The following is a 23,285-nucleotide window of genomic DNA, read 5'->3' on the forward strand; positions in this document are numbered from 1 at the left end:
GGGAGGGCGGCGGGTGAGGATCACCGAGATCCGGGTGCACGGGGTCGCCGACAAGGGGCCCGAGACGATCCTCGACCGACCGATCGTCGCGCGGGTCGCGGGAGACGACAACGCCGGCTTCTACCGGCCGCGGCCCGGCTACGGTGCCCCCGCGGACCGCGACGGGTCGACGCTTGAGGCGTACCGCTGGAGCCAGCTGACCGGCGGCACCGCGATCCGGACGTTCTCCCTGGTCCTGCTCCTGCCGTTCATGCTCAGCAACATCGCGGTCTGGATGCTGCCGGTCGCCGGTCGCGGCGGCCGTGCCGCACGGGCGCTGTGCCGACTGTTGGCCGCCACGATGACCGCGATGTACGTCCTCTCCGCCGTCGGGGTGTCCCTCGACCTGATCGCCTGGCAGTGTGCGGCCTACCCGAGGTGTCTGGAGGGGCGTCGGGAAATCTCCTGGCTGGGTGGCGTGCCGCCCGGGCAGCGGCTCGCGCTGCTGGCCGTACCGCCGATCATCGCGATCGTCCTGATCTGGCGGCTCGGTGCCCGGACCTGGCAGCTCCCCGAGGACAGCGACCATGCGCCCGGGGTGGGTGCGGACCGGCTCGACGCGCCCGCCTTCCGGGACACCCGCTCGCTGCTGCGCCGCCTGCGCTCGGTCCACGTAGCGGTGGCGCTGGGCACGCTCAACATCGCTCTGCTGTTGGTGCTGGCACCGCACGATGCCGCAGTGCTCGGCTGGCTGCTACTGGCCGCGGACGTGGCGCTGCTCGCCGGCGCGCTGGTGCTGCTCTGCCAGCCGGCGATCGAGCGACGCGGGAAGCACGACCAGTGGAGTTCGCGGACGATCCACTGGGCGGCGGTCGCGCTCACCGCACTGACCCTGGGGTACGCGTTGCTGCCCCGGCCGCCGTGGACCGCCGAGGGACCGTTGCCGGGTTACGGGATGACGGCCGCCGGGCTGTTTGCCGGGCAGGTGGTGCTGCTCGCGATGCTCGGCCTGGTGGTCGTCGTGCAGCGCCGCTCTCTCCCCCGGCCCCTCTTCCTGCTGGCCGGGCTGGGCGCGCCGGTGCTGATAACGGTCGCGATCGGGTTGGGCGTCGCCTACGACTCGGGCCTGACCTACGGGCTCGCCGAGTATCTGGACCGTGGTTCCAGCCCGACGCCGGCCCGGCCGCTGCCGCCGGGTGCGCCACCGCTGTCCCCGCCGATCGCCTTCCGCTGGGCCACCCTCGGCTTCTCCCTCGCCGTGCTCCTGGTGGTCGTGACGGCAGTGCTCGGACCCCGGATCGGTCGGGGTCATCGCCGCCGGGAGGCCGAGGAACTGGTCCGGCGGGACTATCCGGAAGCCTCCCGGGCGGCCCCCGAACGGGTCCGGGCCGTCCGCGAGGCGATCATGCGTGCCCGACTCACGGATCGGCTCGGGCCGCTGCTGGCCACCGCGTACGTGGTGTTGGCGCTGCTCACCCTGGCGGCGGCCGGGCTCTCGGTGATCGGTCCCGGCCCGGGTGCGCTCGCGCTGCGGCTCGGCGGCGAACCACTGGCCCGTCCGGTGATCTTCGTGACCGACCTGGGCGCCCTGCTGATCGGACTGTTCGCCACGGTCCTCGCCGTGCTGGGGCTGGTCGCCTACCGATCCGGCGTGATCCGGCTGGTCGGGGTGCTCTGGGAGCTGGCCACCTTCTGGCCGCGTGCCGCGCATCCGCTCGCCCCGCCGTGCTACGTCGAGCGGGCGGTCCCCGAGCTGACCCGTCGGATCGGGCAGCTCACCGCCGACGGGAACGCTGTGGTGCTGTCCGGGCAGAGTCACGGCAGCGTGCTCGCGGCGGCGACGGTGCTCCAACTCCCTGACCACTGCCGCCGGCGAGTGGCCCTGCTGACCTACGGCACCCCGCTCGGCAACCGCTACCAGCGGATCTTCCCGGCGTACGTCAACGACGCGTTGTTGCGCAAGGTCGGCGACCGGCTGGCCTGGCGGTGGATCAACCTGTGGCGGTACACCGACGCGGTGGGCGGACCGGTGTTCGTCCCGCTCGTGGACGGACCCGGCGACCCGGCCGCCCGGGTCGACCGTCGGGTACGGGATCCGAAGGGGCTGCTCATCGCACCGACCGACACCGTGCCCCCACCCGTGCAGGGCCACCGGTTCACCCCGGACGACGACTTCCACGCCGCGATCGGCGAACTCATCGGGCGACTGGAGCGGACGGAGGAGTGACCGACCGGGTCAGAGGGTGAGCTGCCAGTCGGTCCAGGAGTCCACCGGACGGAAGCCGAGCTGCTCGTTGATTGCCACCATGTAGCTGTTGCTGGCGGCGTTGATGGTGTCGATGCTCCGCACCGCCGGCTCGTGGGTGAGCAGGTGGTGCAGGTTCTCCGCCTTGGCGATGAGGCCGAGCCGGTGCCCACGGTGGGACGGGTCGACGATGGTGATCTGCTGGAAGGCGTGCCAGTCGGCGGAGGCGCCAACCTCCAGCAGCGTCCAGGCGACCAGCCGGCCGGACGCCTCGTGTCGCATCCCGAGGTGGTACCGCCGGCGGCCCTTGGCCCCCAGGGCCCGATCGGTGCCGCGGATGCGCTCGGCGTCCACCTGCTCCGGCTCCCACTGCATGTCACCAAGCGGCGCGTCCATCATCAGCCGGCCGTCCAGGTAGGCGATGTCCGTCAGATACTCCTCCGGGGTGGCGCCCTGCCAGCACACCGATCGGTACCCCTCGGCCCGGGGCTGGGCCTCGCCGAGTGCCGCGCGGAGCGCGACCCGGTCGATCTCGGCGATCTCCAGCCGGCGACGCACCTCGACCAAGGCGGCCTGGGCTCCGGTCGACGCGGCGAACGCAGCGCCCGCCACGTTCCGGGCCGGCCCGCCGGGCAACGCGGAGACGGTCAGCCCGACGACCCGCTTGCGGCCGTGCTCGCGCAGCAGCCGTACGCCGTACTCGTGCAGTGCCCGACCGACGCCCCGGCGCCGCAGCTCCGGACGCACCTTCAGCTCGACGGTGGCGTTGTCGGTGTTGTCGAGCTGCGGCAGGTCCAGTTGCAGGAAGCCGGCCGGGACACCGTCCAGTCGGGCCAGCGCCCAGAGCGTCCGGGTGCCGGGCAACGGCGTGTGGAACAGCGCGTCGAAGCGGCGCCGGCAGAAGGGCGGCAGGTCCGGCAGATCGGCGTCGTTGACCGCCACCCCGATCCGGTACGCCTCGTCGACGGAAGTCCGGTCGGCGCCGTCGAACGACGCGATGGTGATGCTCATGTCGGTGAGCGTGCACCGTACAAAAGCGATCGGGCCAGCGAATTACTCGCTGGCCCGATCGAACGTGGTCGGGAGGGACACTCGCACAACGCCTCCGGCGTTGGGTCGCAAGAACTTCAAAAGTCTTCGGCGAAATGCCCTCCCGCACGGAGCATCTTGCGCCGTCCGGTTCCTGCCGTCAAGTCCGTAGCGGCGGGTTTTCCACACTCACAGCGAAAACCCAGTTACCGAGTGATCGACTCGCGCCTCGGTCCGAGCGAGCCCGTCAGCCGAGGAGGCCGGCGTCGCGAGCGGCCCGCAGCGAGGGCTTGATGTGGTGGGTCGGGCCGACCTGGCCGGCCACCGCGTCGATGGTCTTCAGGCCCTCGCCGGTGTTGAACACGACGGTCTCGGCCGTCGGGTCGAGCCGACCGGACTCGACCAGCTTGCGCAGCACGGCCACCGTGACCCCACCCGCGGTTTCGGCGAAGACCCCTGTGGTGCGGGCCAGATCGCGAATGCCGGCGCGGATCTCGTCGTCGTCGACGTACTCCATCCAGCCGCCGGTGCGGCGGACCGCCTCCAGGGCGTAGAGGCCGGCCGCCGGGTCGCCGATGTTCAGCGACTTGGCGATGCCGGTGGGCTTGACCGGGACGATCGTGTCGGTCTCGGCGTGCAGGGCGACGGCGATCGGGTTGCAGCCGGCGGACTGCGCGCCGAAGACCTTCCAGCCGTCGGCGGGCGCCTCGACCAGGCCGATCTCCACCAGCTCGGAGAACGCCTTGTCAATCTTGGTGAGCAGCTCGCCGCTGGCCATCGGGATGACCACCTGTGCCGGGATCCGCCAGCCGAGCTGCTCGGCCACCTCGTAGCCGAGGGTCTTGGAGCCCTCCGCGTAGTACGGCCGGACGTTCACGTTGACGAACGCGGTGTCCTCGAATTCGTCGGTCTCCACCAGCTCACCGCAGAGCCTGTTGACGTCGTCGTACGAACCGTCGATCGCGACCAGCTCACCGCCGTAGACGGCGGTGGTGATGACCTTGCCCTGCTCCAGGTCACTGGGGATGAAGACCACCGAGGGCGCCCCGGCGCGGGCGGCGTGGGCGGCCACCGAGTTGGCCAGGTTGCCGGTCGACGCGCAGGCGAACCGGGTGAAGCCGAGCGCCTTGGCGGCGGTGAGCGCCACCGAGACGACCCGGTCCTTGAACGAGTGGGTGGGGTTGGCGCTGTCGTCCTTGACCCACAGCGGCGCGGTGATGCCCAGCTCGGCGGCGAGGTGCGGGGCCGCCACCAGTGGGGTCAGCCCCGGGTCGAGGGTGACCCGGCTGGCCGGGTCCTGACCGGCGGGCAGCAGGGCGGCGTACCGCCAGATGTTGTTCGGGCCGGCCTCGATCTGCTCGCGGGTGACGGTGGCCAGAGCGGCGGTGTCGTAGTCGACCTCCAGCGGGCCGAAACACTCGTAACAGGCGTGCTGGGCGGCGAGCGGGTAGCGGGCCGAGCAGGCACGACAGACCAGGGCGCGGGCGGGGCTGGCCGAGGTGTCAATGCCGGAGGTGACGAGCGTCGACGTCATGTCGAGAGTCCTCTCATCTTTCCCCGCATCGCACGGTGCGGCGGGGACGGAATTGGCACCTGCCCCGCGGGTCGCTCAGCGGTGAGCGCGCGGGGTGGTTGCCGGGGCGTCGTCGGGCCGTATCCCTCAGCCCCTCTGGATGAGGTATTCAGTTGTGGGGTCGAGTCTAGGCAAAGCTGGGCCCGGCCTCCAGGGCAGATCCCAGGAAGTGGGTCAGCGGCCGCTCACGGCCACGGGGTCGGTCACCGCGATCGGGTCCGTCACAGCGCTCGGGCGGGGCAGCGGCGTGGTCCGGGGCCGGGCAGCGAGGTTCGCGGCGATCAGTGCGGCGATCGTGATGGCCGCCCCGACCAGTTCGACGGGCTCCGGGCGGTAGCCGCGGGCGATCTGCACAGCGAAGGTGGTCACCGGGACCAGGTTCATGAACAGCGCGGCGTTGGCGGCGCCGAGTCGCTGCACGCCGGTGTTCCAGGCCAGGACCGCGATCACCGCGCCCACCAGCACGGCGTACGCCAACTGCGGGGCGACCGCCGCGAGGTCGGCGGCGGCCGGCGCGTGCTGCCAGCCGACGGCGTCGGCGCCGATGCTCAGGGCGAGCATGGCGGCAGTGCCAGCGAGCGCGGTGAGGGTGGTGAAGCGCAGCGGGGACCATTCGCCGAACCGGCTGGCACCGTGGGTGTAGATGCCCCAGCCCAGCACCGCGCCGATCATCATCAGCCCGCCGAGACCGAACTGGCCCAGCCCGGCCAGGCTGCCGCGGGTGATCACCAGGCCGACTCCGAGGAGCGCCACCAGGGAGAGGGCCAGCAGCAGCGGCTTTGGGCGTACGCCGTCGCGAGCCCAGCGCACGAGTTGGGTGATCACCGGCGTGGTGGCCACGAAGAGCGAGATCTGCTGCGGGGCCGCGTGTTCGAGCGCCAGGTTGGTGAGCAGGTTGAAGCCCGCGAAGCCGACCACTCCAAGCACCACCACCTCCAGCGCCCGGCCTCCGTGCCGAAACGCGCCGGCACCCTCGCGGAGCAGCAGGATGGCGACCAGGACGACGGCGGCCAGCAGGTAGCGCGCTGTGGTCAGGTTGAGCGGGTCGACCCGGTTGAGCGCGCTGGCCAGGATCGGGAACATCACGCCCCAACCGAGCACGGCGACCAGTGGGTACGCGGTGGCGCGGGATCGCATCAGCAACTCCAATGTTCGAGTATCGTCGAACCAACGACACCGACATTAGAGTGTTGTTCGATTATTGTCGAACAAGGGTTACACTGGTCACATGGAGCCGCACGAACCCGACCTGACCGCCGTCCCGGTCACCAACGTGCTGGCCGCACTCGCCGACGACGTGCGGCTGCAGATCGTCCGGGCGCTCGCCGAGGGCGGCGAGGCCGCCTGCGGCAGCTTCGACTTCGGCGTCTCCAAGGCGACCCGCAGCCACCACCTCAAGGTGCTGCGCGAGGCGGGCCTGACCCGGACCCGGGCCGCCGGCACCAGCCGACTGGTCCGGCTCCGCAGGGACGAGCTGGACAAGCTCTACCCCGGCCTGCTGGACGCGGTCCTCACCCAGCGCCCGCCTGCCTGACGCTCCCGCTTCGGCCCCTACGCCGCGTCGCCGCCGGTCACGGCCGCGGGGCGGGTAAGACCTGCCACTCGCGCACGCTATGGAGCTGAATCGTTTACGGCATCAGCGCAGCGCCGGGAGCCGGCGCGCGGACGCAGAGCCGGGAGCGACGCAGAGCCGGGAGCGACGCAGAGCCGGGAGCCGGCGCGCGGACGCAGAGCCAGGAGCGAGCCACAGCCGGGAGCCGGCGCGCGACGCACAGCCGGGAGCCGGCGCGTGGCCCTCGCGGAGCACTGCGGGGACGAGCTCTGGCCGGCGCGTCGCCGGAGCCGCCTCGTCGAGGCCCCGGCGACGCGGTACGGGTGCGGTCAGACGACGATCGAGCCGCTCTCGGCCATCGGCGCCACCGGCGCGGACTGAATGTCGCGGCGACGCGCGAGCAGCGTGTCGAGCGCCCAGGCACCCGGACCGAGAGCAGCGACCAGCAGGAACGCCCAGCAGAAGAGCGCTGCCCGCTCGCCTCCGTTGTGCAGCGGCAGCAGAGCGTCCGGCTGGTGCACGACGAAGTAGGCGTACGCCATCGAGCCGGAGGCGAGCAGCGCGGCGGGTCGGGTGAAGAGCCCGACCAGCACCAGTACACCGCAGACCAGTTGGATCAAGGCAGCCCACCAGCCCGGCCAGGTGCCGAGCGGTACCGCCTTACCAGTCATCGGGTTGCCGCCGAACAACCCGAACACCGAGGACAGCCCGTGCAACGTGAACAGCAGGCCGATCACGATGCGGAACAGGGACAGGGTCGGCCCGCCGAGCCGAGAGACGTTCATGGCACCTCCATCGAGGAGTGTGAATGGGTCCCATCGATCCCGAAGTACGCGGGCATCGAAAATCATAAGTTCCTTGCTGGTGGGAAAATCCCTCCTGAAAACGGTGTGCACCAGGGGTGCCCGCACCCTCCGCCGTGATGCCACAAACGATTCAGCTCCAAAGGGAAACCGGGAGAGGCTCCGCACCAGTTCGTGTGGCGGCGCAGAGAGAGCCGCGGGGCCGGGGCCGGGGCGGTGGTGTGTTGCGCAGGTAAGCGAGGATCAACAGATGATCTCCCGCGACACGGCAGCACAGCGACGCGTCACGGCGACTGTCGCGATGGCTCTCGTGCTGGGCGGCTGCACCCGTGACCACCGCGGCCAGGCCGGAGACCCGAGCCAGCCGCCCCCCGCGGCGAGGGCGGAAGCGGGCCCGTCCGCCAGCACCGAGCCGACGGCCGAGTGCCCGCCGACCGGCGTCCGGATCCGGGCGACCGGCGGGGACGCCGCCTCGGGCCTGCGCGCCCTCGGCATCGAGCTGGTCAACTGCGGCGAGCACCCCTACCAGCTCAACGGCTACCCGGTGCTGCACGTGTTCGACGAGGAACGTGAGCCGGTGATGCTGCGCGTGGTCAACGGCGCCAAGGAGATCACCTCGGGCTTCGACCAACCACCCCGGCAGGTCACCCTCGCCGCCGGGGAGCGGGCCACCGCCGTGGTGCTCTGGCGCAACCTGGTCACCGACTCGACGGTGGTCGCCACCAACGGCGAGTTCCTGACTGTGGCTCCCGCCGCCGGGCAGCCGGCCGAGGAGGTCGACCCGGACGGGCCGATCGACCTCGGCAACACCGGTCGGATCGGCGTCAGCGCCTGGAGGAAGGCTACGACGTGATGTCCTTGCGGGTGAACCGCCAGAACGCCAACCCCCAGAACAGCGTCGCGTAACTGATCGCCGAGATGCAGCCGCGCACCACATCGTCGGTCTGCACCGGCGTCGACAGCAGACCCAGCCAGGCGGTGCTGAAGTGGGTGGGCAGGAAGTCGCGCAGCGCCCCCAGGGCGGTGATCTGGTCCAGGATGCTGGACAGGATCCAGAGCAGAACCGCACCACCCACCGCGCCCAGCGCGGCGTCCGTGGTCACCGACAGCAGGAACGCCAGGCCGGCCACCACCAGCAGTACGACAGCCAGGTAGCCCAGCACGGCCAGCAACCGCAGCAGCCCCTCGGTGGGTTCCAGCTCGGCGGCGACGGTGCTGCGCAGCGGCGACCAGCCGTAACGCAGGGTGCCGGCCAGCAACGCGGTGCCGGCCAACAGCAGCAGGGCCAGTCCCGAGTACGCGAGCGCCACCACCAGCTTCACAGTCAACAACCGCGCCCGGGGCACCGGGATCGCCAGCAGGTACCGCAGGCTGCCCCAACTCGCCTCGCTGGCCACCGTGTCGCCGCAGAACAGCGCGACGACCACCACCAGCAGAAACGACGCCGACACGAAGATCGAGAACAGGGTGAAGTTGAGCCCGCCCGAGGTGGCCAGCTCGACCAGGCTGGCGAACTCGTTGCGACCGTTGTCGTCGTCACCGCCCGAGTCGAACTGGAACGCGATCAGGATGATCAGTGGCAGCAACACCATGAACCCGAGCGCCAACTGGGTCCGCCGCCGGGATGCCTGCCGACGGAACTCCGCCACGAACGGCATGGTGGCCGACGGCCGGTAGCCACGGGCCTCACCCGCGTCAGTAACAGCCATCACCGGTCACCGCTTCCCCGAGAGTTCTCGCCCACCAGGGCGAGGAACGCGTCCTCCAGGCGCCGCCGAGGCACCACCCGGTCCACTCCGATGCCGGCGCGCACCAGCTCCGCCACCACCTCGCTGCGGGCCGTGCCGTTGGTGTCGACCACCAGTTGGCCGTCGCTCTCCGGCAACACACGGACCCCGTGCAGCCGGTCCAGCACCGCCCGCGCCGCCACCGGGTCGGTGACGTCGAAGAGCACGCTCGGCGACTCGCCCACGATCTCCTCCACCGGCCCGGACGCCACGATCCGGCCCTTGTTCACCACCACCGCGTGCGTGCACGTCTGCTCCACCTCGGCCAGCAGGTGGCTGGAGACCAGCACCGCCCGGCCGTCGGTGGCGTACCGCTGGAGCACCCGGCGCATCTCGGCGATCTGTGGCGGATCGAGCCCGTCGGTCGGCTCGTCCAACACCAGCAGTTCGGGAAGACCGAGCATGGCCTGGGCGATGGCGAGCCGCTGACGCATCCCGTGGCTGTAGTTCTTAATCCTCCGGTGCACCGAGTCACCCAACCCCGCGATCTCCAGCGCCGCGTCGAACTGTGCGTCCTCCCACGGCCGCCCGGTGGCCCGCCAGTACGCCTTCAGGTTGTCGAGACCCGACAGGTGCGGCAGGAAGCCCGGCCCCTCCACCAGCGCCCCGATCCGGGACAGCACCGGTGAGCCGGGCACCAGCCGACGACCGAAGACGTAGATCTCCCCGGCGGTCGGCTGGGTCAGCCCCATCAGCACCCGCAGGGTGGTGGTCTTGCCGGCGCCGTTCGGCCCGAGCAGACCCACCACCTGACCGGGGTGCACCTCGAAGTCCACGTTCGACACGGCGACGAAGCCGTCCGCGTACTCCTTGCGCAGCGCGCGCACGGCCAGCGGTGTGTCCGCGTACTCCGGGTGCACCGACCGGTCCTGGCGGCGGTGCCGGCGGCGGACCAGAGCGACGACCACGACGAGCCCGATCACGATGGCGGCGAGCAGGCCGGCGAGCACCCAGCGCCAGATCGTCGCCGCGGTGGGGATCGGCTCACCGCTGACGGTGGGCAGGCTGACCGCACCGTCCGCGGCCACCGTGTAGACGGTCGGCGTGGCCGGCGTGGTGTACGCCTGGTCGGAGGTGGCCACCACCAGTCGCAGCCGGTGCCCGGCCTCCACCCGCCGGACGATCCCGGGCAGCGTCACGGTGACCGGGCGGGCGTCCTGCACCTGCTGCGGAAGACCGGTGAGTCGGATCGGGGCGACCAGGCCGTTCGGCAGGGTGGCCGCCCCGTCCGGGTCGACGTCGTAGAGCTTGACGAAGAGCACCGCCTCGCCGGTCGGCGACGCTGCCCGCACTGTGACGGTGGGCGAACCGGCCACGTCCACGGCCTCGGTCAGCGGGGTGGACTCGAACTGGGCGTGCTGGCCGGGCACGTCACCGGCCACGCCGTCCAGCAGCGAGGCGAGCCCGCCCGCGAACGGGATGGAGGAGATGGCGGCCGGGTTGCCGTTCGGCGGGTTCGCGATCGGCTGTGCCGGGCCGGCGACAGTCACCTCCCGGCGGGCGTTGCCGGTGAGGCCCGGGTAGTCGGCGCGGCGGAACCCGGTGGCGACGAGGCCCCGGTCGAGGGCGTCGAAGCCGGCGATCCGCGACCAGATGAAGTCGTCTCCTGGGGCGTCGCCCTCACCCTTGACGTAGTGGTCGAGCCACTGGACGGTCAGGAACTTCACCCGGTCGGAGTCCGACCGGGGTCCGCTGCCACCGTCGTGCCCGCCGGTGAACCAGGCGACCCGTACCGGGGTGCCGGTGGCGGCGATGCCGCGCGCGTTCGCGTCCGCCTCACCGAGCGGGAAGAGGGTGTCCGCCTCGCCCTGCACCAACAGGGTGGGGGCCTTGATCCGGTCCAGCACGCCGGCCGGGCTGGAGCGGCGCAGCAGGTCCACGGCGGCCTGGTCGGCGCGGCCGGTGGTGGCGATCCGCAGGTAGGCGGCGCACACGTCGGCGGCGAACCGCCCGCAGGACGGGTCGGCGGCACCGGCCGGGGCGCCACCGGGACCGGTGCCGGGGCCGGCGCCCGGCCCGGGGCTGGGCGGGCCGGCCGACGCCGGTGCGCCCTGTGGCTGGGCGGCGGTCGCGCCGGAGAGCCCGGCAGGGCCGGAGCCCACGTTTCCGCCGCCGCCGAAGAAGAGACCGGCCCAGCCCTTCTTGAACACGCCCTCGGTCGGCGCTCCGCCGGTGCTCTCCGGCAGGAACGCGCGGGACAGGTCGTTCCAAGTGATCATGGGTACGATCGCGTCGACCCGACGGTCCTGGGCGGCCAACAGCAGGGCCAACCCACCGCCGTACGAGCCGCCGACCACACCGACCTTCGGGTCGCCGGCCGCGTCGGTGCGCACCTCCGGCCGCGTGGCCAGCCAGTCCAGCAGGCGCTCAGCGTCGCGTACCTCGTAGTCCGGGTTGTCCAGGTGGATCTCACCGCCGCTGCGACCGAAACCCCGCGCGGTCCAGGTGAGCACCGCGTAGCCGCGCCCGGCAAACTCCTCCGCGTCGGAGCGCACCGACTCCTTCGTGCCGCCGAACCCGTGCGCCAGCAGCACCGCCGGCACCTTCCGATCGGACGAGGCGTCGTCCGGCAGGTAAAGGGTGGTGTCCAGGTCCACCGGTTGGTCACCGGACGGTCCGGAGCGGACGGTGAGCATCGCGCTCTCGGTGCGTACGCCCGGTCCCTGTGGCCACACCGCCCAGGTCACGGCGGCGGCCAACAGCACGACGACCACGGCGGTGGTGATCGCCCGGCGGCGGGTGGGCAGGGCACGCCGGAACCACGCGGCCGGCGACGGCGATGTCATGCGGCACACGGTACGGCCCGCAGCCTGAGCGTTGGCTGAGATCCGCCGTACGTCTGTCCGGTTGCTCCGATCGGTGCGCGGTGGGGTGCGAGCGCGCACCGTCCGACGCGGCACAGCGAGTTGAGTTCGGATCCCGTGAATTCCGATCTTCCGCGGATATCCACCTCGATCCCTCCATGTCACACCCACAGCGGACACAGAGCGTGGCGGTAACGCGGACAAATGGTGACATGGCTCGAAGTGACGCGAACCTGACTCGCCGAGTGAGGTCTGACCAGGCGGGGGTTCGATTAGTTTTCCGGTCCGGTGCACGGGACTTGTCGGCCAGCCCGACGCCGCGCCGATCAGCGCCCCACGCCGGAGGAGACACACATGACAACCCCCGCGCCGCGGGCCCGTCGACGGCCGTCCACGCTGGGCCGGCTGCTGCCCCTGCTGCTCATCGGAGCACTGCTGGCACCCCTGGGCCTGCTCGTCACGTCGAACTGGCGGCAGGTCACCGACGACCGGGACCTCGCCGCCCGGGAACGGCTCGGCGTGCAGTACCTCACCGCGCTGGCGGCGGTCACCGACGCCCTGGTGGAGGCCCAGTCCAACGCGGTCAACGGTCGCCCTGTCGCCCGGGACGCGTTGAACGGGGCGGTCGAGAAGGTAGCCGCTGTGGACGCCCGCATCGGCGGGGAGCTGCTCAGCCAGGAACGTTGGGCCGGCGTACGGGCCAAGCTGGAGGCGCTGCGCGGCCGCAGCGCCACCGACCCCGAGGCCGCCTACACCGCGTACGGTGAGGTCTCCGACCTGCTGCTGGCCCTGCACCGGAAGGTCCGGGAGAGTTCCGGGCTGGTCCGTGATCCCGAGGCCGACTCGTTCTTCCTCCAGGACAGCGCCGGCCAGGAACTGCCCGAGGCCGTGGTTGGCGCCGGCCGGCTGGCCGACCTGGCCACGCTCGTCTCCCGCCGGCCGGCCGCCGAGCAGCCGCGCGGCCTGCTGGAGCTGACCGGTCTGCGGGTGTCCGCCCTGGCCCCCGCCGCGGACCTCGTCGACAACCTGCGCTCGGCCGTGGACGGTTCGGAGAGCACCGACCTCGGCGCGAACGTGCTGACCCCGCTGGACACCTACCAGCGTTCGGTGGAGGCGCTCGCCGGGTACTCCCTGCCGGACAAGGAGACCGGCGTGGTCGACCCGGGCCAGTTGAGTGCCGCCGCGGTCAGCTCGCAGCGCTCCGCCCGCCAACTTCAGCCGGTCATCCTCACCGAGCTGGACTCCCTGCTGGCCGAGCGCATCGATCGGCTCGACGGGGACCGCTGGCTGACCGCCGGGGCGGGTGTCGTCGCCGTCCTCCTGCTGAGCTGGCTCGCCGCGTTGCTGGTCGCCGCCGGTCGACGGGCACGACGGCGGGCCGCCCTGGCCGCGACCCACGCGGAGAGTCCCGACACCCCGCCGCAGCGCGACCCGTGGCAACCGCCGGCCGACGAGCCGCGTGCGCTGCAACCGGTCGGCGCGGCCCGGGACCCGGAGATCGCACAGTGGGGGGCGTTCGATGCTGCTCGGTAGGCTCCGGATCCGCGGCAAGCTCGCGCTGCTCGTGGTGATTCCGCTGCTCAGCATGGTCGGCCTGGCCGTGCCGGTGATGCTCGACCGGGTCGCCGCGGCACAGCGGGCCGGCGACACCGCCGAACGGGTCCGGCTCGCCAGCCGGGTCGGCAGCCTGGTTCAGGACCTCCAGCAGGAACGCATCCTCTCCGTCGGCTTCCTGCTCGGCCGGGTCGAACGCAGTGAGCTGGTCCGTAAGTCCGCGGACGTGGACGATCGGGTGGCCGACCTGCGGGCGGCGCGGAGTGACGCGCTGACCGACCAGGTCGACGACGCCCTCGACGGCGTGTCCAGCCTCGTCGAGCTGCGCACGGCCGTCCTGGCCCGGGCCGCCAACCCGGGTCAGGTCATGGACACGTTCGGCCCGGTCAACAAGGGGATCATCGAGTCGCTGCGGCTGGTGGTCGGGGTGGACACCGACACGTTGCCGGGCCGTCAGGTGCTCGCCCTCGACGGGCTGCTCCGCTCCGACGAGGGCCTGGGCACCTGCGCCACCCTGAGCCTGCTGGTAAAGGCGATCGGCACCCCGGACACCACCGCCGGGTACGTGGCGTGCATCGCCGCGCTCATGGTCGACAACTCGCGCTTCCGTAGCCTGATCACGCCCGAGCAGCTCAAGGTGGCCCAGCTCAACGACGCCGCCGTGGCCGCGCGTACCAGCCCCGACTTCCTGGTCAGGAGCGCCCGGGATCCGGCCGCCGCGGTCCGCAACGTGCCGATGGAGGCGCTCTTCCCAGCCGTCCGCACGATGATCCGGCTCGGTCAGTTCGTCGAGAAGAAGCTGGTCGCCGACGTGCTCGCCGAGGTGACCGCCGAGCAGCGGCGCGCGCTGACCGCCGCGTACCTGGTCGGTGCCGCCGCGGCGTTGATCCTGACGCTGGTGGTGCTGCTCAGCGTGGCGGTGGCGCGGACGGTGGCCCGACCGCTGACCCGACTCACCCGCTCGGCCGACCGGGTCGCCCGGGTCGCCGAGGCGGAGCTGGTCCGGGTCACCGACGACGAGGCGGAGAGACCTCAAGCGGTCCGGCTGGAGCCGGTGGACATCCGCGCCAACGACGAGATCGGCGACCTGGCGCGGGCCTTCGACCGGGTGCAGAACACCGCTGCGCAACTTGTCGAACGGCAGGTCGCCGGCCGACGCAACGTGGCGCAGATGTTCGGCCACGTCGGACGGCGTACGCAGAACCTGGTGGGTCGGCAGATCGCGCTCATCGACCGGCTGGAACAGCAGGAGGCCGACCCGGGCCGCCTGGAGCACCTGTACCGGCTCGACCACATCTCCAGCCGGTTGCGGCGCAACGCCGGCAGCCTCGTGGTGCTCTCCGGCTCGGCCGGCGCCGACGCGCACACAGCGCCGGTGCCGCTGGCCGACGTGGTCCGGTTGGCGCTCGGCGAGATCGAGGACTACACCCGGGTGGAGGTGCAGGTTCCGGCGGGCGTCTCGGCCGCCCCGGCGGTGGTCGGTGACCTCGTCCTGGCGCTGGCCGAGCTGATGGAGAACGCCACAGCCTTCTCCCCGCCGCACACCCGGGTGCTGGTGGCCGCCGAGACGTCCGGCCTCGGGGCACGTCTCACAGTGGTGGACCACGGCATCGGCATGAGCGAGCAACGCCTGGCTGAGGAGAACGCCCGGCTCACCCGCCGGGAACGGCTCGACCTGGCCCCGACCGAGGTGCTCGGTCTCTTCGTGGTGGGCCGGTTGGCCCGTCGACACGGCTGGCAGGTCGCCCTCGCCGCCACCGGCGGCGGAGGCGTCACCGCGCAGCTGGAGATCCCGTCGACGTCGCTGGTGCTGCGCCGCGCCGACCGCGCCGGGGCCACAGTGGCCCGCGCCGCGGTGCCGGATCGGGACCGGCGTACGACGGCGACGCCCAGCCCCGAGCTCGAAGCGCGGCCCAGCGCGGTGGCCGTCGCCGCGCCGGCTCGCTTCGACTCGGACCTGCTGAGCCGGGCCACCCTCAGCCTGGACGCCGGCCCGTCCTGGAACGCGTTCGGTCGGGGCCAGCCGGAGCAGGCCGCTCCCGAACCCCAGAGCCCGGAACCGGTGGGCAAGCCGGGCGGGCCACGGGTGCGGCAGCGGGTGCCCGGGGCGACGCTGCACGCCGCCGCCCCGACAACCCGGCCGGTGGACGCCACCGGCGCGGACCCCGCTGCCGCCCGCGCGCTGGTCGAGGCCTTCCAAGCCGGTGTACGCCGCGCCGAGCTGCACGTGGCACCGGGCCTCGACGGCGCGTCGACACGGACGGCCAGCGACCCGTCGGCCGGCGCCGGGGCGGCCGTGGTGGACTTGGGCACGACCGTCGACCTGCCCAGCACCCCGGGAGGCGCCGGCCCCACGGTGCCGCGTGGTGGTGGCTCGACCGATGCCGCACCGGAGCGGCCCAGGTTGAGCCGACGGGTACCGGGAGCGAACCTCACCGCCATCCCGGCCTGCCAACCGCCCAGCACCGACCTCGGTGACCCGGCCGAGGTACGCGACCTCATCAGCGAGTTCGAGGCGGGCGTCGCCCGCGCTCTCCGCGAAGTCAGCCCCGACCACCGGAACGAAGAAGGATCATCACGGTGACCAGCCCCTTCCTGCACGACAATGTCGACCAGAGTCAGCCCGGCGCCAATGGGGACCTCAGCCCGGAGGCCCGTACGTTCAACTGGCTGCTGGACTCCTTCACGTCCAGCACCGCCGGGGTCCTGGAGGCGATCGCGGTCTCCTCGGACGGTCTGCTGATGGCCATGTCGGCGATCAAGGACCGATCCAACGCGGAGCGGTTGGCCGCCGTCGTGTCCGGGATGACCAGCCTCGCCGGTGGGGCCGCCAGTTGGTACGCCCTCGGCGGCCTGAACCGGGTCATCGTCGACATGGCCGACGGTTACCTGCTGATCAGCGCGATCAGCAGTGGTTCCGTGCTCGGGGTGGTCGCCGACCGTTCGGCGAACCTGGGCACCGTCGCGTACGAGATGACGCTCTTCGCCGGGCGGGCCGGTGGCGCCCTGACCCCGCGACTGATCGTCGAGTTGAAGAACGCCGTTCAGCAGTGACCCCCGACGTCGCCGGCGAGGACCCGGACCCGGACCCGAGGGTTCGGATCCGGCCGTACCTGCGCACGTCACCCCCGCCCGGGGTGGGCCCGGCGGCGACACCGGCGCTGCCCGAGCCGGAGCCGGACGGGGACCAGCCGGCCGGTCCCCGTCCGTTCGTGCTCACCTCCGGGCGGGTTGCGGGTGCCGACCCGGCGATCGGGCTGGAGACCCAGGTGACCGCCCGCATGGACAGCGGCTGGTGGGCCGGCCCACCCGGCGCCCTGCTGGCACCGGAACTTCAGACGATCATCGCGCTCTGCGCCGAGCCGATCTCGGTGGCCGAGATCTCGGCCCGCGCCCGACTGCACTTCGGCGTGACGCGGGTCCTGGTCGGCGATCTACGCGCCGCCGGGCACCTGGACGTGCACGTGACCGACACCGACGACGCTGTCGACCCCGATCTCATCCTGCGAGTGATTGATGGACTCCGTGCGATCTCCTGAATGGCCGGTCGCCCCGCTCGGCGGGGTCGCCGCGAACAGCGCCGCAGCCCGTTACGGCATGTCCCCGGGCACCGGGCCGATAGTCGGGCGGGCCGGCCCGCCGCCGACCGCGCCGCCTCCGTACCGGCCCTCGTCCGGTGCCGGCTCGATGCCTCAGTCCGGGAAGCCGGCCGCACCGCCGATTCCGGTCAAGATTCTGGTGGCGGGTGGGTTCGGGGTGGGCAAGACGACCACCGTTGGTGCGATCTCCGAGATCGCGCCCCTGACCACCGAGGCCGAGATGACCACCGCCGGGATCGGCGTGGACGACCCGGGTGCCCGGTCCACCAAGACCACCACCACGGTGGCGATGGATTTCGGCTGCGTGACGATCGACCGCAGCCTGAAGCTCTACCTGTTCGGCACGCCGGGACAGACCCGGTTCGGCTTCATGTGGGACGACCTGGCCCGGGGAGCGCTCGGCGCGCTGGTGGTGGTGGACAGCGCCCGGCTGGACGACTGCTTCCCGGCCATCGACTTCTTCGAACGGGCCGGGCTGCCGTTCGTCGTCGGAGTCAACGCGTTCGACGGGCGACTGGCCCTGGAGCTCGGCGAGATCCGTTGGGCGCTGGCCATCGGTGATCATGTACCCCTGGTGCAGTTCGATGCCCGCGACCGGCTCTCGGTGCGGGACGCACTACTGGTCGTCCTGGACCGCGCGCTGGACCGCGCTACCCGGGACAGGAGGGCCTGAGCCGACCAGCTCCGGCCGTGGCGGGAAGAGGTGATCTGGTGAGGGGCGACCTGGACGAGACGCTGGCCCGGCTGGCCCGACGTGAGGAGGCGTCGCGCCGTCGGGCCGCCGACCGTGACGACACCACCGCACCGTCGAGCCCGCCCGGCCCCGGCGGCGACACCCGCAACGCCCGGTCGGGCCGGCACGCGGGGGTGGAGACGCCGAGCGAGGTCACCGGATGGGGCCCGGTCGAGGAGGTGGCCGAGGTGGTCCGCCAGGTCGTCGGGGCCTACCCCGGGCTGGCGGTGACCGTGCAGGTGGAGCACGCCGGACGGACGTACCCGATGCGGGTCTCCTGGGACGGGCCGGCCGTCACGGTCGGGCCGGTTCCCCCGCCGACGCCTGTGGAACCCCCGCCGGCCTGGCCGCTCTCCGGTCGGACGGTGCCCGCCTGGGCTCCCGGTCCGGACGGGTTGACGCCGGACCCGGCGGCCCGGTTGGCCGAGCTGATCCGAAGCGACCCGACGCTGTTGGACGAGCTCGATCCGCGGCGCTGACCGGCAGGGCTGGCTGCCGGCGGCTACGGTCGGGCAGTGGCGCAACCCGACCTGACCTTGACGGCGAGCCTGCGGCCGGCGGCGCTGGACGCCCGACGGGGCATCGTGCGCCTGCACCCGGAGGCGCTGACAGCGCTGGGGCTGCACCCCGGCGACCCGGTCCGCCTCGTCGGCCGCCGGGGGACGGCCGGGATCGCGGCGGCGGCCGGGCCGGGCGCGAGCAGCGCCCTGCTGTACGCCGACGACCTGACGTTGGGCAACCTGGGTCTGCGCGACGGCGGTCAGGTGCGGGTGAGCCCGGTGCCGTTGGTCCCGGCGAGCCGGGTCGTCCTGGCCGGGCCGGTGGGGGTCGTCGCGGCGGTCAGCCCGGAGATGCTCCGGCTCGCCCTGCTGGGCAAGGTGCTCACCGCCGGGGACGACGTGTCGCTGCTGCCGCAGGACGTGCTGCCGGACGCCTCGGTCCGCAGCCTGGTCGAGGCGGCGCGACGCAGCCTCGCCAACACTGTCGGTTTCGCCTGGACCAGCACGCTGCTCAGCGTTGTCACTGTCGAGCCGGCGGCCGGCGCGCTGGTCACCATGGGCACTTCGGTCGCCTGGGAGCACGGTGCGACGACCCACGGCGGGCCCGTCCCGGTCGGCGCCGCGTCGACCCGGCCGGGTACGAGCGCCGACGCTGTTGCGGCGGAGGACGCGCCCGACGTGGACGAGCTACCCGGGCTGCGGGCCCAGGCCGAGGAGTTGACCGAGCTGCTGGACCTCGGCTTCCACCACCGGGAGGTGCTGGGTCGGCTCGGCACCACGATCTCGTTGGGGGTGCTGCTCGTCGGCCCGGCAGGGTCCGGGAAGTCGGCGCTGGTCCGGGCCGTGGCCGCCCGGGTCGGGGCCCGTGTTCACCCGCTCTGGGCGCCGGAGGTGGCCGCGTTGGCCAGTCAGGCCGCCGCCGAGCGGTTGCGCGTCGCGGCAGCGGCGGCCCGGGCCGAAGGACCTGCCGTACTGCTGTTCACCGACGTCGAGGCGCTCGCACCCGCTGACGGTCCCGCTCCGGTGGCGACGGTGTTCCGTCAGGTGCTCGCGGAGAGCATCCGCGCCGGAGTCGCAGTGGTCTGCGCCACCGCCCGACCGGAGGCGGTAGACCCCGTACTGCGCGCGCCCGACCTGCTGTCGCTGCGGATCAGCGTCCCACTCCCGGATCAGGCGCTGCGCCGCGAACAGCTCACAGTGCTGACCCGGCAGGTGCCGTTGGCCGACGACGTCCGGCTGGACGAGGTGGCCGCGCGTACCCCCGGGTTCGTCGCGGCGGACCTGGCCGCACTGGTCCGGGAGGCCGGGGTACGCGCGGCGCTGCGGCAGAAGTCCGCCGAGACGCCGACGGTGTCGATGGCCGACTTCACCGCCGCCCGGGAGGTGGTCCGGCCCACCACGATGGCGGCGTCGACACTGGATCTGGCCTCGGTGACCCTGGACGACGTGGGTGGCCTGGACGAGGTCAAACAGACGCTTACCGAGTCGGTGCTGTGGCCGCTGACCTACCCGGACACCTTCGCCCGGCTCGGCGTGCAGCCGCCGCGCGGCGTGCTGCTCTACGGGCCGCCGGGCTGCGGCAAGACCTACCTGGTCACCGCGTTGGCCGGGTCGGGGCGGGCCAACGTGCTCTCGGTGAAGGGCGCGGAGCTGCTCTCCAAGTGGGTCGGTGAGAGCGAACGCGCGGTCCGTGAGTTGTTCCGCCGGGCCCGGGAGGCGGCCCCCACGCTGATCTTCCTGGACGAGGTGGACGCGCTGGCGCCGGTCCGCGGCCAGGCCACCGACGGTGGCACCACGGATCGGGTGGTCGCCGCCCTGCTCACCGAGCTGGACGGGGTGGAGACGCTGCGCAACGTGGTGGTGGTCGGCGCGACGAACCGGCCGGACCTGATCGACCCCGCGCTGCTGCGGCCGGGCCGGTTGGAGCGGCTGGTCTACGTGCCACCGCCGGACGGGCCCGCCCGCGCGGAGATCCTGCGGGCCGCGTCCCGGCAGGTGCCGTTGGCGCCCGACGTCGATCTGGCCGCCCTCGGCGACGAGCTGACCGGCTTCTCCGCCGCGGACTGCGCGGCGCTGGTCCGCGAGGCGGCGCTGGCCGCCATGCGGGAGTCGCTCGCCGCCGCCACTGTCACCGCCGAGCACGTGTCGGCCGCACGGGCCCGCGTCCGACCGTCGCTGGACCCGGCCCAGGTCGCCTGGCTGTCCCGGTACGCCGCCAACCGGGAGTGATCACACCAGCACAACCTTTCGTCGCGCCCAGGGCGTTCCCAGTACGTCACATTCCTCAGTGGAGTCATCCACTGCGACGTCAGGTGGTGTTCCTTGCGTAAGCGGCTCTCACTCCTCCTCGTCCCCCTGCTGGCGGCGGCGACACTGGTCTCGGTCGGCGCACCTGCGACGGCTCATCCAGCGAAGCCCTTCCCCTCCCGGATCGCGCTGCCGAACGGGTTCACCCCGGAGGGGTTGACGATCGGTCGGGGCACCACCGTGTTCGTGAGTTCCATCCTGGATGGCGCGGTGTGGCGCGGCGACTTACGCACCGGCCACGGCTCGGTGCTGATCCCCGGCACACCGGGCACCGACAAGGCGGGCATCAAGCTCGACCCGCGCGGCCGGCTCTGGACCGCCGACTTCTCCGGCGGCGGCGCGAGCGTGTACGACGCCGACACCGGTGCCAAGCTGGCCCACTACCAGTTCACCGATGTGCCGGGCAGCTACGTCAACGACCTGGTGATCACCCAGCGGGCGGTCTACTTCACGGATTCGGCACGCCAGGTGCTCTACGTGGTGCCCCTCGGCCCAGGTGGCCGACTTCCGGCACCCACCGCCGTCCGGGTGCTGCAACTCAGCGGCCCGGCCGCCACTCCGGACGTCTACCACAACGGGATCGTGGCGCTGCCGGACGGCGATCTGCTGGTCGCGCAGATGCTGTCCGGCCAGTTGGTGCGCGTCGACCCGCGTACCGGCGGGAGCCGACTCGTCGACCTCGGTGGCTACTCGGTGGAGCGCGCCGACGGGCTGGTGCTGCGCGGTCACACCCTCTACGTGATCCGGAACCTGACCAACGTCGTCGCCGTGGTCCGGCTGAACGCCGGCTACACCGCCGGAGTGGTGCAGCGGGAGATCACCGGACCGCAGCTGCGGTCGCCGGCCACCGGCGACCTGCTCGGCTCGGCGTTGTACGTGGTGAACGGCAGGTTCGACGTCGAGTCCACGCCGAGCACCGACTACGACATCGTTCGGCTGCCGGCCTGACCCAGGCGGTCGGCGGCGATCCCTGTGGTCGCCGCCGGCCTCGCCGGCCAGCTCAGAAGGCGGGCGGCGTCGAATCGAGGCAGATCTCGGCGCGTACCTTGCCGTCGTCCTCGCGCAGTTTCGCGCCACACTTCTGCAGGACCGCCACCGCGCCCATGTTGTCCGGGGTCGTCTCGGCCACCACAGCGCGCATGCCCGCCCGAGCGGCGGCGTTCAGCAGTTCCCGTAGGGCGGCCGCGCCGATTCCCTGCCCGCGCGCCGACCGGCCGAGCCACATCCCGGTCTCCACAGTGCGCGGCTCGTCACAGCGCGTCATTCGGACCATGCCCATCACCTCGCCGCCGACGAGGATGGCGTACATCTGCGAACCGGTCGGACCGTCCAGCCCGCCGAAGCTTGCCCGGTGGAATTCGCGGAACGCCTCGCGGCGGGCGAGCGACCAGCCGGCGGGTGCCTCGACCGGGGGCATCACATCACCCGGCTCCGCCTCCGCAGCCGCTACGGAGAGCAACGGCTCCAGGTTCCGTTCGTCCACCGGCTCCAACCGGACCGCACCCGCCACGTGCCGCAGTCTGCCGCCCTCATCGGCCGAAGTCCACCCCATTGGCCATCCACTGGCGGTCCGGACAGCGGTACCGGCCGGTCGGGCGGATTGGGTGTTCCACATCACGCTCCGTTGTCACCCGACCGGGTGTCAACGGCCCAAACGCCTACCCGAACTCGCAGAACACCACCGAGGCGTCGTCGGTCGACTTGTGTCGGCGCAGTCGGTCGGGGTGCTCGCGCTCGGCGTTCCGCACCCGGTCGATCAACGCGCCCGGACCGTCGGCGCTGAGCAGGTCGAGCAGACCAGCCCAGTCGGTGAGCGCGAACTGCTCCACGGCGCTGGACGCGCCGTCACTGAGCAGCGCCGCCCGCCGCAGCGCCCCCGGACCATGCCGGGGCGCGGTCCCGGTGACCGCGTGGAAGGCCGCGTCCGGGTCGGAGGCCGCCACCCAGTAGCCGTGGGTGCGGTTCATCCGCTCCCGCTGGACGCTCACGGCATGCCGGAACCGGGTGACCGGGTCCGCCGCGCCGGCCGGCACGACGGCCACTGTCTCCCGCAGCTCCGCCATCGCCGCGTCCAGCCGGTTGTCGGTGACCACGCTGACCTGCCCGCCGACGTCGAGGACGAGCGGGCTGTCGCAGAGCACCAGGTAGTCCACCTGGTCGCCGCAGTCCCGTAGTAGGCACACGGTGCTGGACGGGGTGCCCGGGTGGTCGAGGTCGCACTGCCCGCCGTGGTCGGCGCGCACCGCGAGGATGGCCGCGGCCAGGTTGCTGGTGAGCCGGGCGGCCGGGCGTACCGCCTCGGCGACGCCGATCCGGGCCGCCAGGTGCCGGACGTACCACTCGGGCCCGTGCACGCAGCCGGTGTCGAAGCCGTCCGGCACCGTCGCACCGTCCAGGACACCGACCAGCGGGCCGAACCGGAAGACCAGATCCTCGTTGACCGGCCGGCCCGGGGCCGGCGCGGACGCGGAGCGCACCCGCATCACCGGCGCCGGCCCCGGCACACCGGTCGGGTCAGCGCTGTCGAAGGTCGAGGCCTCCTGGCGGGCCCGCTGTCCCCCACCGCTCTGGTTCGCCGTCATACCCCGCTCCCTCCCCGGACCCCAAGGCCGCGAGCGCCCAGGCCCGCCCCCGCCTACCCACCTACCCGCCTGGCAAGCCTGCATGCGGCTGCGCCGCCTGACGCGGCGATCTTGCACTTCGTGCCCCGACAAAGGCGCGCAAAAGTTATGAAACGGCCGCACAAGGTGCAAGATCGCGGGGGCTGGTGCTCGGCGGGGCGGGGTGGGAGTGGGGGTGGGGGTGGGGGTGGGGGTGGGG

At 72.6% G+C, this 23,285-nt stretch carries 19 protein-coding genes and 1 riboswitch; of the genes, 11 read left to right on the plus strand and 8 right to left on the minus strand.

Annotated features, from left to right (window positions below):
• The first annotated feature begins 13 nt into the window (after nt 1–13).
• Nucleotides 14–2,206, plus strand: coding sequence for a hypothetical protein (locus tag AB0B94_RS17310; RefSeq protein ID WP_357279941.1), 2,193 nt, complete (start codon nt 14–16; stop codon nt 2,204–2,206).
• Nucleotides 2,207–2,215: 9 nt separating this feature from the next.
• Here AB0B94_RS17310 and AB0B94_RS17315 read toward each other — a convergent pair whose 3' ends face one another.
• From AB0B94_RS17315 to AB0B94_RS17325, 3 genes are all read right to left on the minus strand, one after another.
• Nucleotides 2,216–3,235, minus strand: coding sequence for a GNAT family N-acetyltransferase (locus AB0B94_RS17315; protein WP_357279945.1), 1,020 nt, complete (start codon nt 3,233–3,235; stop codon nt 2,216–2,218).
• A gap of 265 nt (nt 3,236–3,500) precedes the next feature.
• Nucleotides 3,501–4,787 (minus strand): threonine synthase, encoded by a 1,287-nt coding sequence (gene thrC, locus AB0B94_RS17320; RefSeq protein WP_357279948.1) that lies wholly within the window; start codon nt 4,785–4,787, stop codon nt 3,501–3,503.
• Between the two features lie 10 nt (nt 4,788–4,797).
• Nucleotides 4,798–4,933, minus strand: a riboswitch (SAM riboswitch).
• A gap of 67 nt (nt 4,934–5,000) precedes the next feature.
• Nucleotides 5,001–5,963, minus strand: a complete 963-nt coding sequence (locus AB0B94_RS17325) for a DMT family transporter (protein WP_357279951.1) — start codon at nt 5,961–5,963, stop codon at nt 5,001–5,003.
• A gap of 91 nt (nt 5,964–6,054) precedes the next feature.
• On the opposite strand from AB0B94_RS17325, the gene AB0B94_RS17330 reads away from it, so the two are divergent.
• Nucleotides 6,055–6,360, plus strand: a complete 306-nt coding sequence (locus AB0B94_RS17330; RefSeq protein WP_238667020.1) for a metalloregulator ArsR/SmtB family transcription factor — start codon at nt 6,055–6,057, stop codon at nt 6,358–6,360.
• Between the two features lie 347 nt (nt 6,361–6,707).
• Here the strand turns inward: AB0B94_RS17330 and AB0B94_RS17335 are convergent, their stop codons facing one another.
• On the minus strand, nt 6,708–7,163 hold the full coding sequence (locus AB0B94_RS17335) for a DoxX family protein (protein ID WP_357279958.1): 456 nt from the start codon (nt 7,161–7,163) through the stop codon (nt 6,708–6,710).
• 268 nt (nt 7,164–7,431) lie between these two features.
• Here AB0B94_RS17335 and AB0B94_RS17340 point away from each other — a divergent pair, with 268 nt between their 5' ends.
• Entirely contained in the window at nt 7,432–8,034 is a 603-nt protein-coding gene (locus tag AB0B94_RS17340) for a DUF4232 domain-containing protein (protein ID WP_357279961.1), read from the plus strand.
• On the opposite strand, the gene AB0B94_RS17345 is transcribed toward AB0B94_RS17340, so the two are convergent.
• Together AB0B94_RS17345 and AB0B94_RS17350 are read right to left on the minus strand one after the other, a co-directional pair.
• Nucleotides 8,024–8,890, minus strand: coding sequence for an ABC transporter permease subunit (locus tag AB0B94_RS17345; protein ID WP_357279966.1), 867 nt, complete (start codon nt 8,888–8,890; stop codon nt 8,024–8,026). The two genes, AB0B94_RS17340 and AB0B94_RS17345, sit on opposite strands and share 11 nt — an antisense overlap.
• Nucleotides 8,890–11,754, minus strand: a complete 2,865-nt coding sequence (locus AB0B94_RS17350) for an alpha/beta fold hydrolase (protein ID WP_357279972.1) — start codon at nt 11,752–11,754, stop codon at nt 8,890–8,892. The genes AB0B94_RS17345 and AB0B94_RS17350 overlap by 1 nt, the downstream gene beginning before the upstream one ends.
• Before the next feature lie 372 nt (nt 11,755–12,126).
• Here AB0B94_RS17350 and AB0B94_RS17355 point away from each other — a divergent pair, with 372 nt between their 5' ends.
• The 8 genes from AB0B94_RS17355 to AB0B94_RS17390 all read left to right on the plus strand — a co-directional run bounded on the left by AB0B94_RS17355 (nt 12,127) and on the right by AB0B94_RS17390 (nt 21,413).
• Complete coding sequence (locus tag AB0B94_RS17355; protein WP_357279975.1) at nt 12,127–13,305, plus strand: hypothetical protein; 1,179 nt, start codon at nt 12,127–12,129, stop codon at nt 13,303–13,305.
• Nucleotides 13,292–15,910, plus strand: coding sequence for a nitrate- and nitrite sensing domain-containing protein (locus AB0B94_RS17360; RefSeq protein ID WP_357279979.1), 2,619 nt, complete (start codon nt 13,292–13,294; stop codon nt 15,908–15,910). The genes AB0B94_RS17355 and AB0B94_RS17360 overlap by 14 nt, the downstream gene beginning before the upstream one ends.
• Nucleotides 15,907–16,380: a roadblock/LC7 domain-containing protein gene (locus AB0B94_RS17365; RefSeq protein ID WP_238667027.1), complete on the plus strand. Its 474-nt coding sequence runs from the start codon at nt 15,907–15,909 to the stop codon at nt 16,378–16,380. The genes AB0B94_RS17360 and AB0B94_RS17365 overlap by 4 nt, the downstream gene beginning before the upstream one ends.
• Nucleotides 16,377–16,865, plus strand: coding sequence for a DUF742 domain-containing protein (locus AB0B94_RS17370; protein ID WP_357279987.1), 489 nt, complete (start codon nt 16,377–16,379; stop codon nt 16,863–16,865). Before AB0B94_RS17365 ends, AB0B94_RS17370 begins: the two co-directional genes overlap by 4 nt.
• Complete coding sequence (locus AB0B94_RS17375) at nt 16,843–17,598, plus strand: ATP/GTP-binding protein (protein ID WP_357279992.1); 756 nt, start codon at nt 16,843–16,845, stop codon at nt 17,596–17,598. Before AB0B94_RS17370 ends, AB0B94_RS17375 begins: the two co-directional genes overlap by 23 nt.
• A gap of 38 nt (nt 17,599–17,636) precedes the next feature.
• Nucleotides 17,637–18,137, plus strand: a complete 501-nt coding sequence (locus AB0B94_RS17380) for a hypothetical protein (protein WP_357279995.1) — start codon at nt 17,637–17,639, stop codon at nt 18,135–18,137.
• A 36-nt stretch (nt 18,138–18,173) separates the two neighbouring features.
• A complete protein-coding gene (locus AB0B94_RS17385) occupies nt 18,174–20,387 on the plus strand; it encodes an AAA family ATPase (RefSeq protein ID WP_357280000.1) in 2,214 nt (737 codons plus the stop codon).
• A gap of 93 nt (nt 20,388–20,480) precedes the next feature.
• A complete protein-coding gene (locus AB0B94_RS17390; RefSeq protein WP_357280005.1) occupies nt 20,481–21,413 on the plus strand; it encodes a superoxide dismutase in 933 nt (310 codons plus the stop codon).
• A gap of 52 nt (nt 21,414–21,465) precedes the next feature.
• On the opposite strand, the gene AB0B94_RS17395 is transcribed toward AB0B94_RS17390, so the two are convergent.
• Both AB0B94_RS17395 and AB0B94_RS17400 read right to left on the minus strand, forming a co-directional pair.
• Complete coding sequence (locus tag AB0B94_RS17395) at nt 21,466–21,975, minus strand: GNAT family N-acetyltransferase (RefSeq protein ID WP_357280009.1); 510 nt, start codon at nt 21,973–21,975, stop codon at nt 21,466–21,468.
• Between the two features lie 148 nt (nt 21,976–22,123).
• Entirely contained in the window at nt 22,124–23,047 is a 924-nt protein-coding gene (locus AB0B94_RS17400) for a hypothetical protein (protein WP_357280014.1), read from the minus strand.
• Between the last annotated feature and the right edge of the window lie 238 nt (nt 23,048–23,285).

The sequence above is a fragment of the Micromonospora sp. NPDC048986 genome (genome assembly GCF_040649335.1).
Taxonomy (GTDB): Bacteria; Actinomycetota; Actinomycetes; order Mycobacteriales; family Micromonosporaceae; genus Micromonospora; species Micromonospora alfalfae.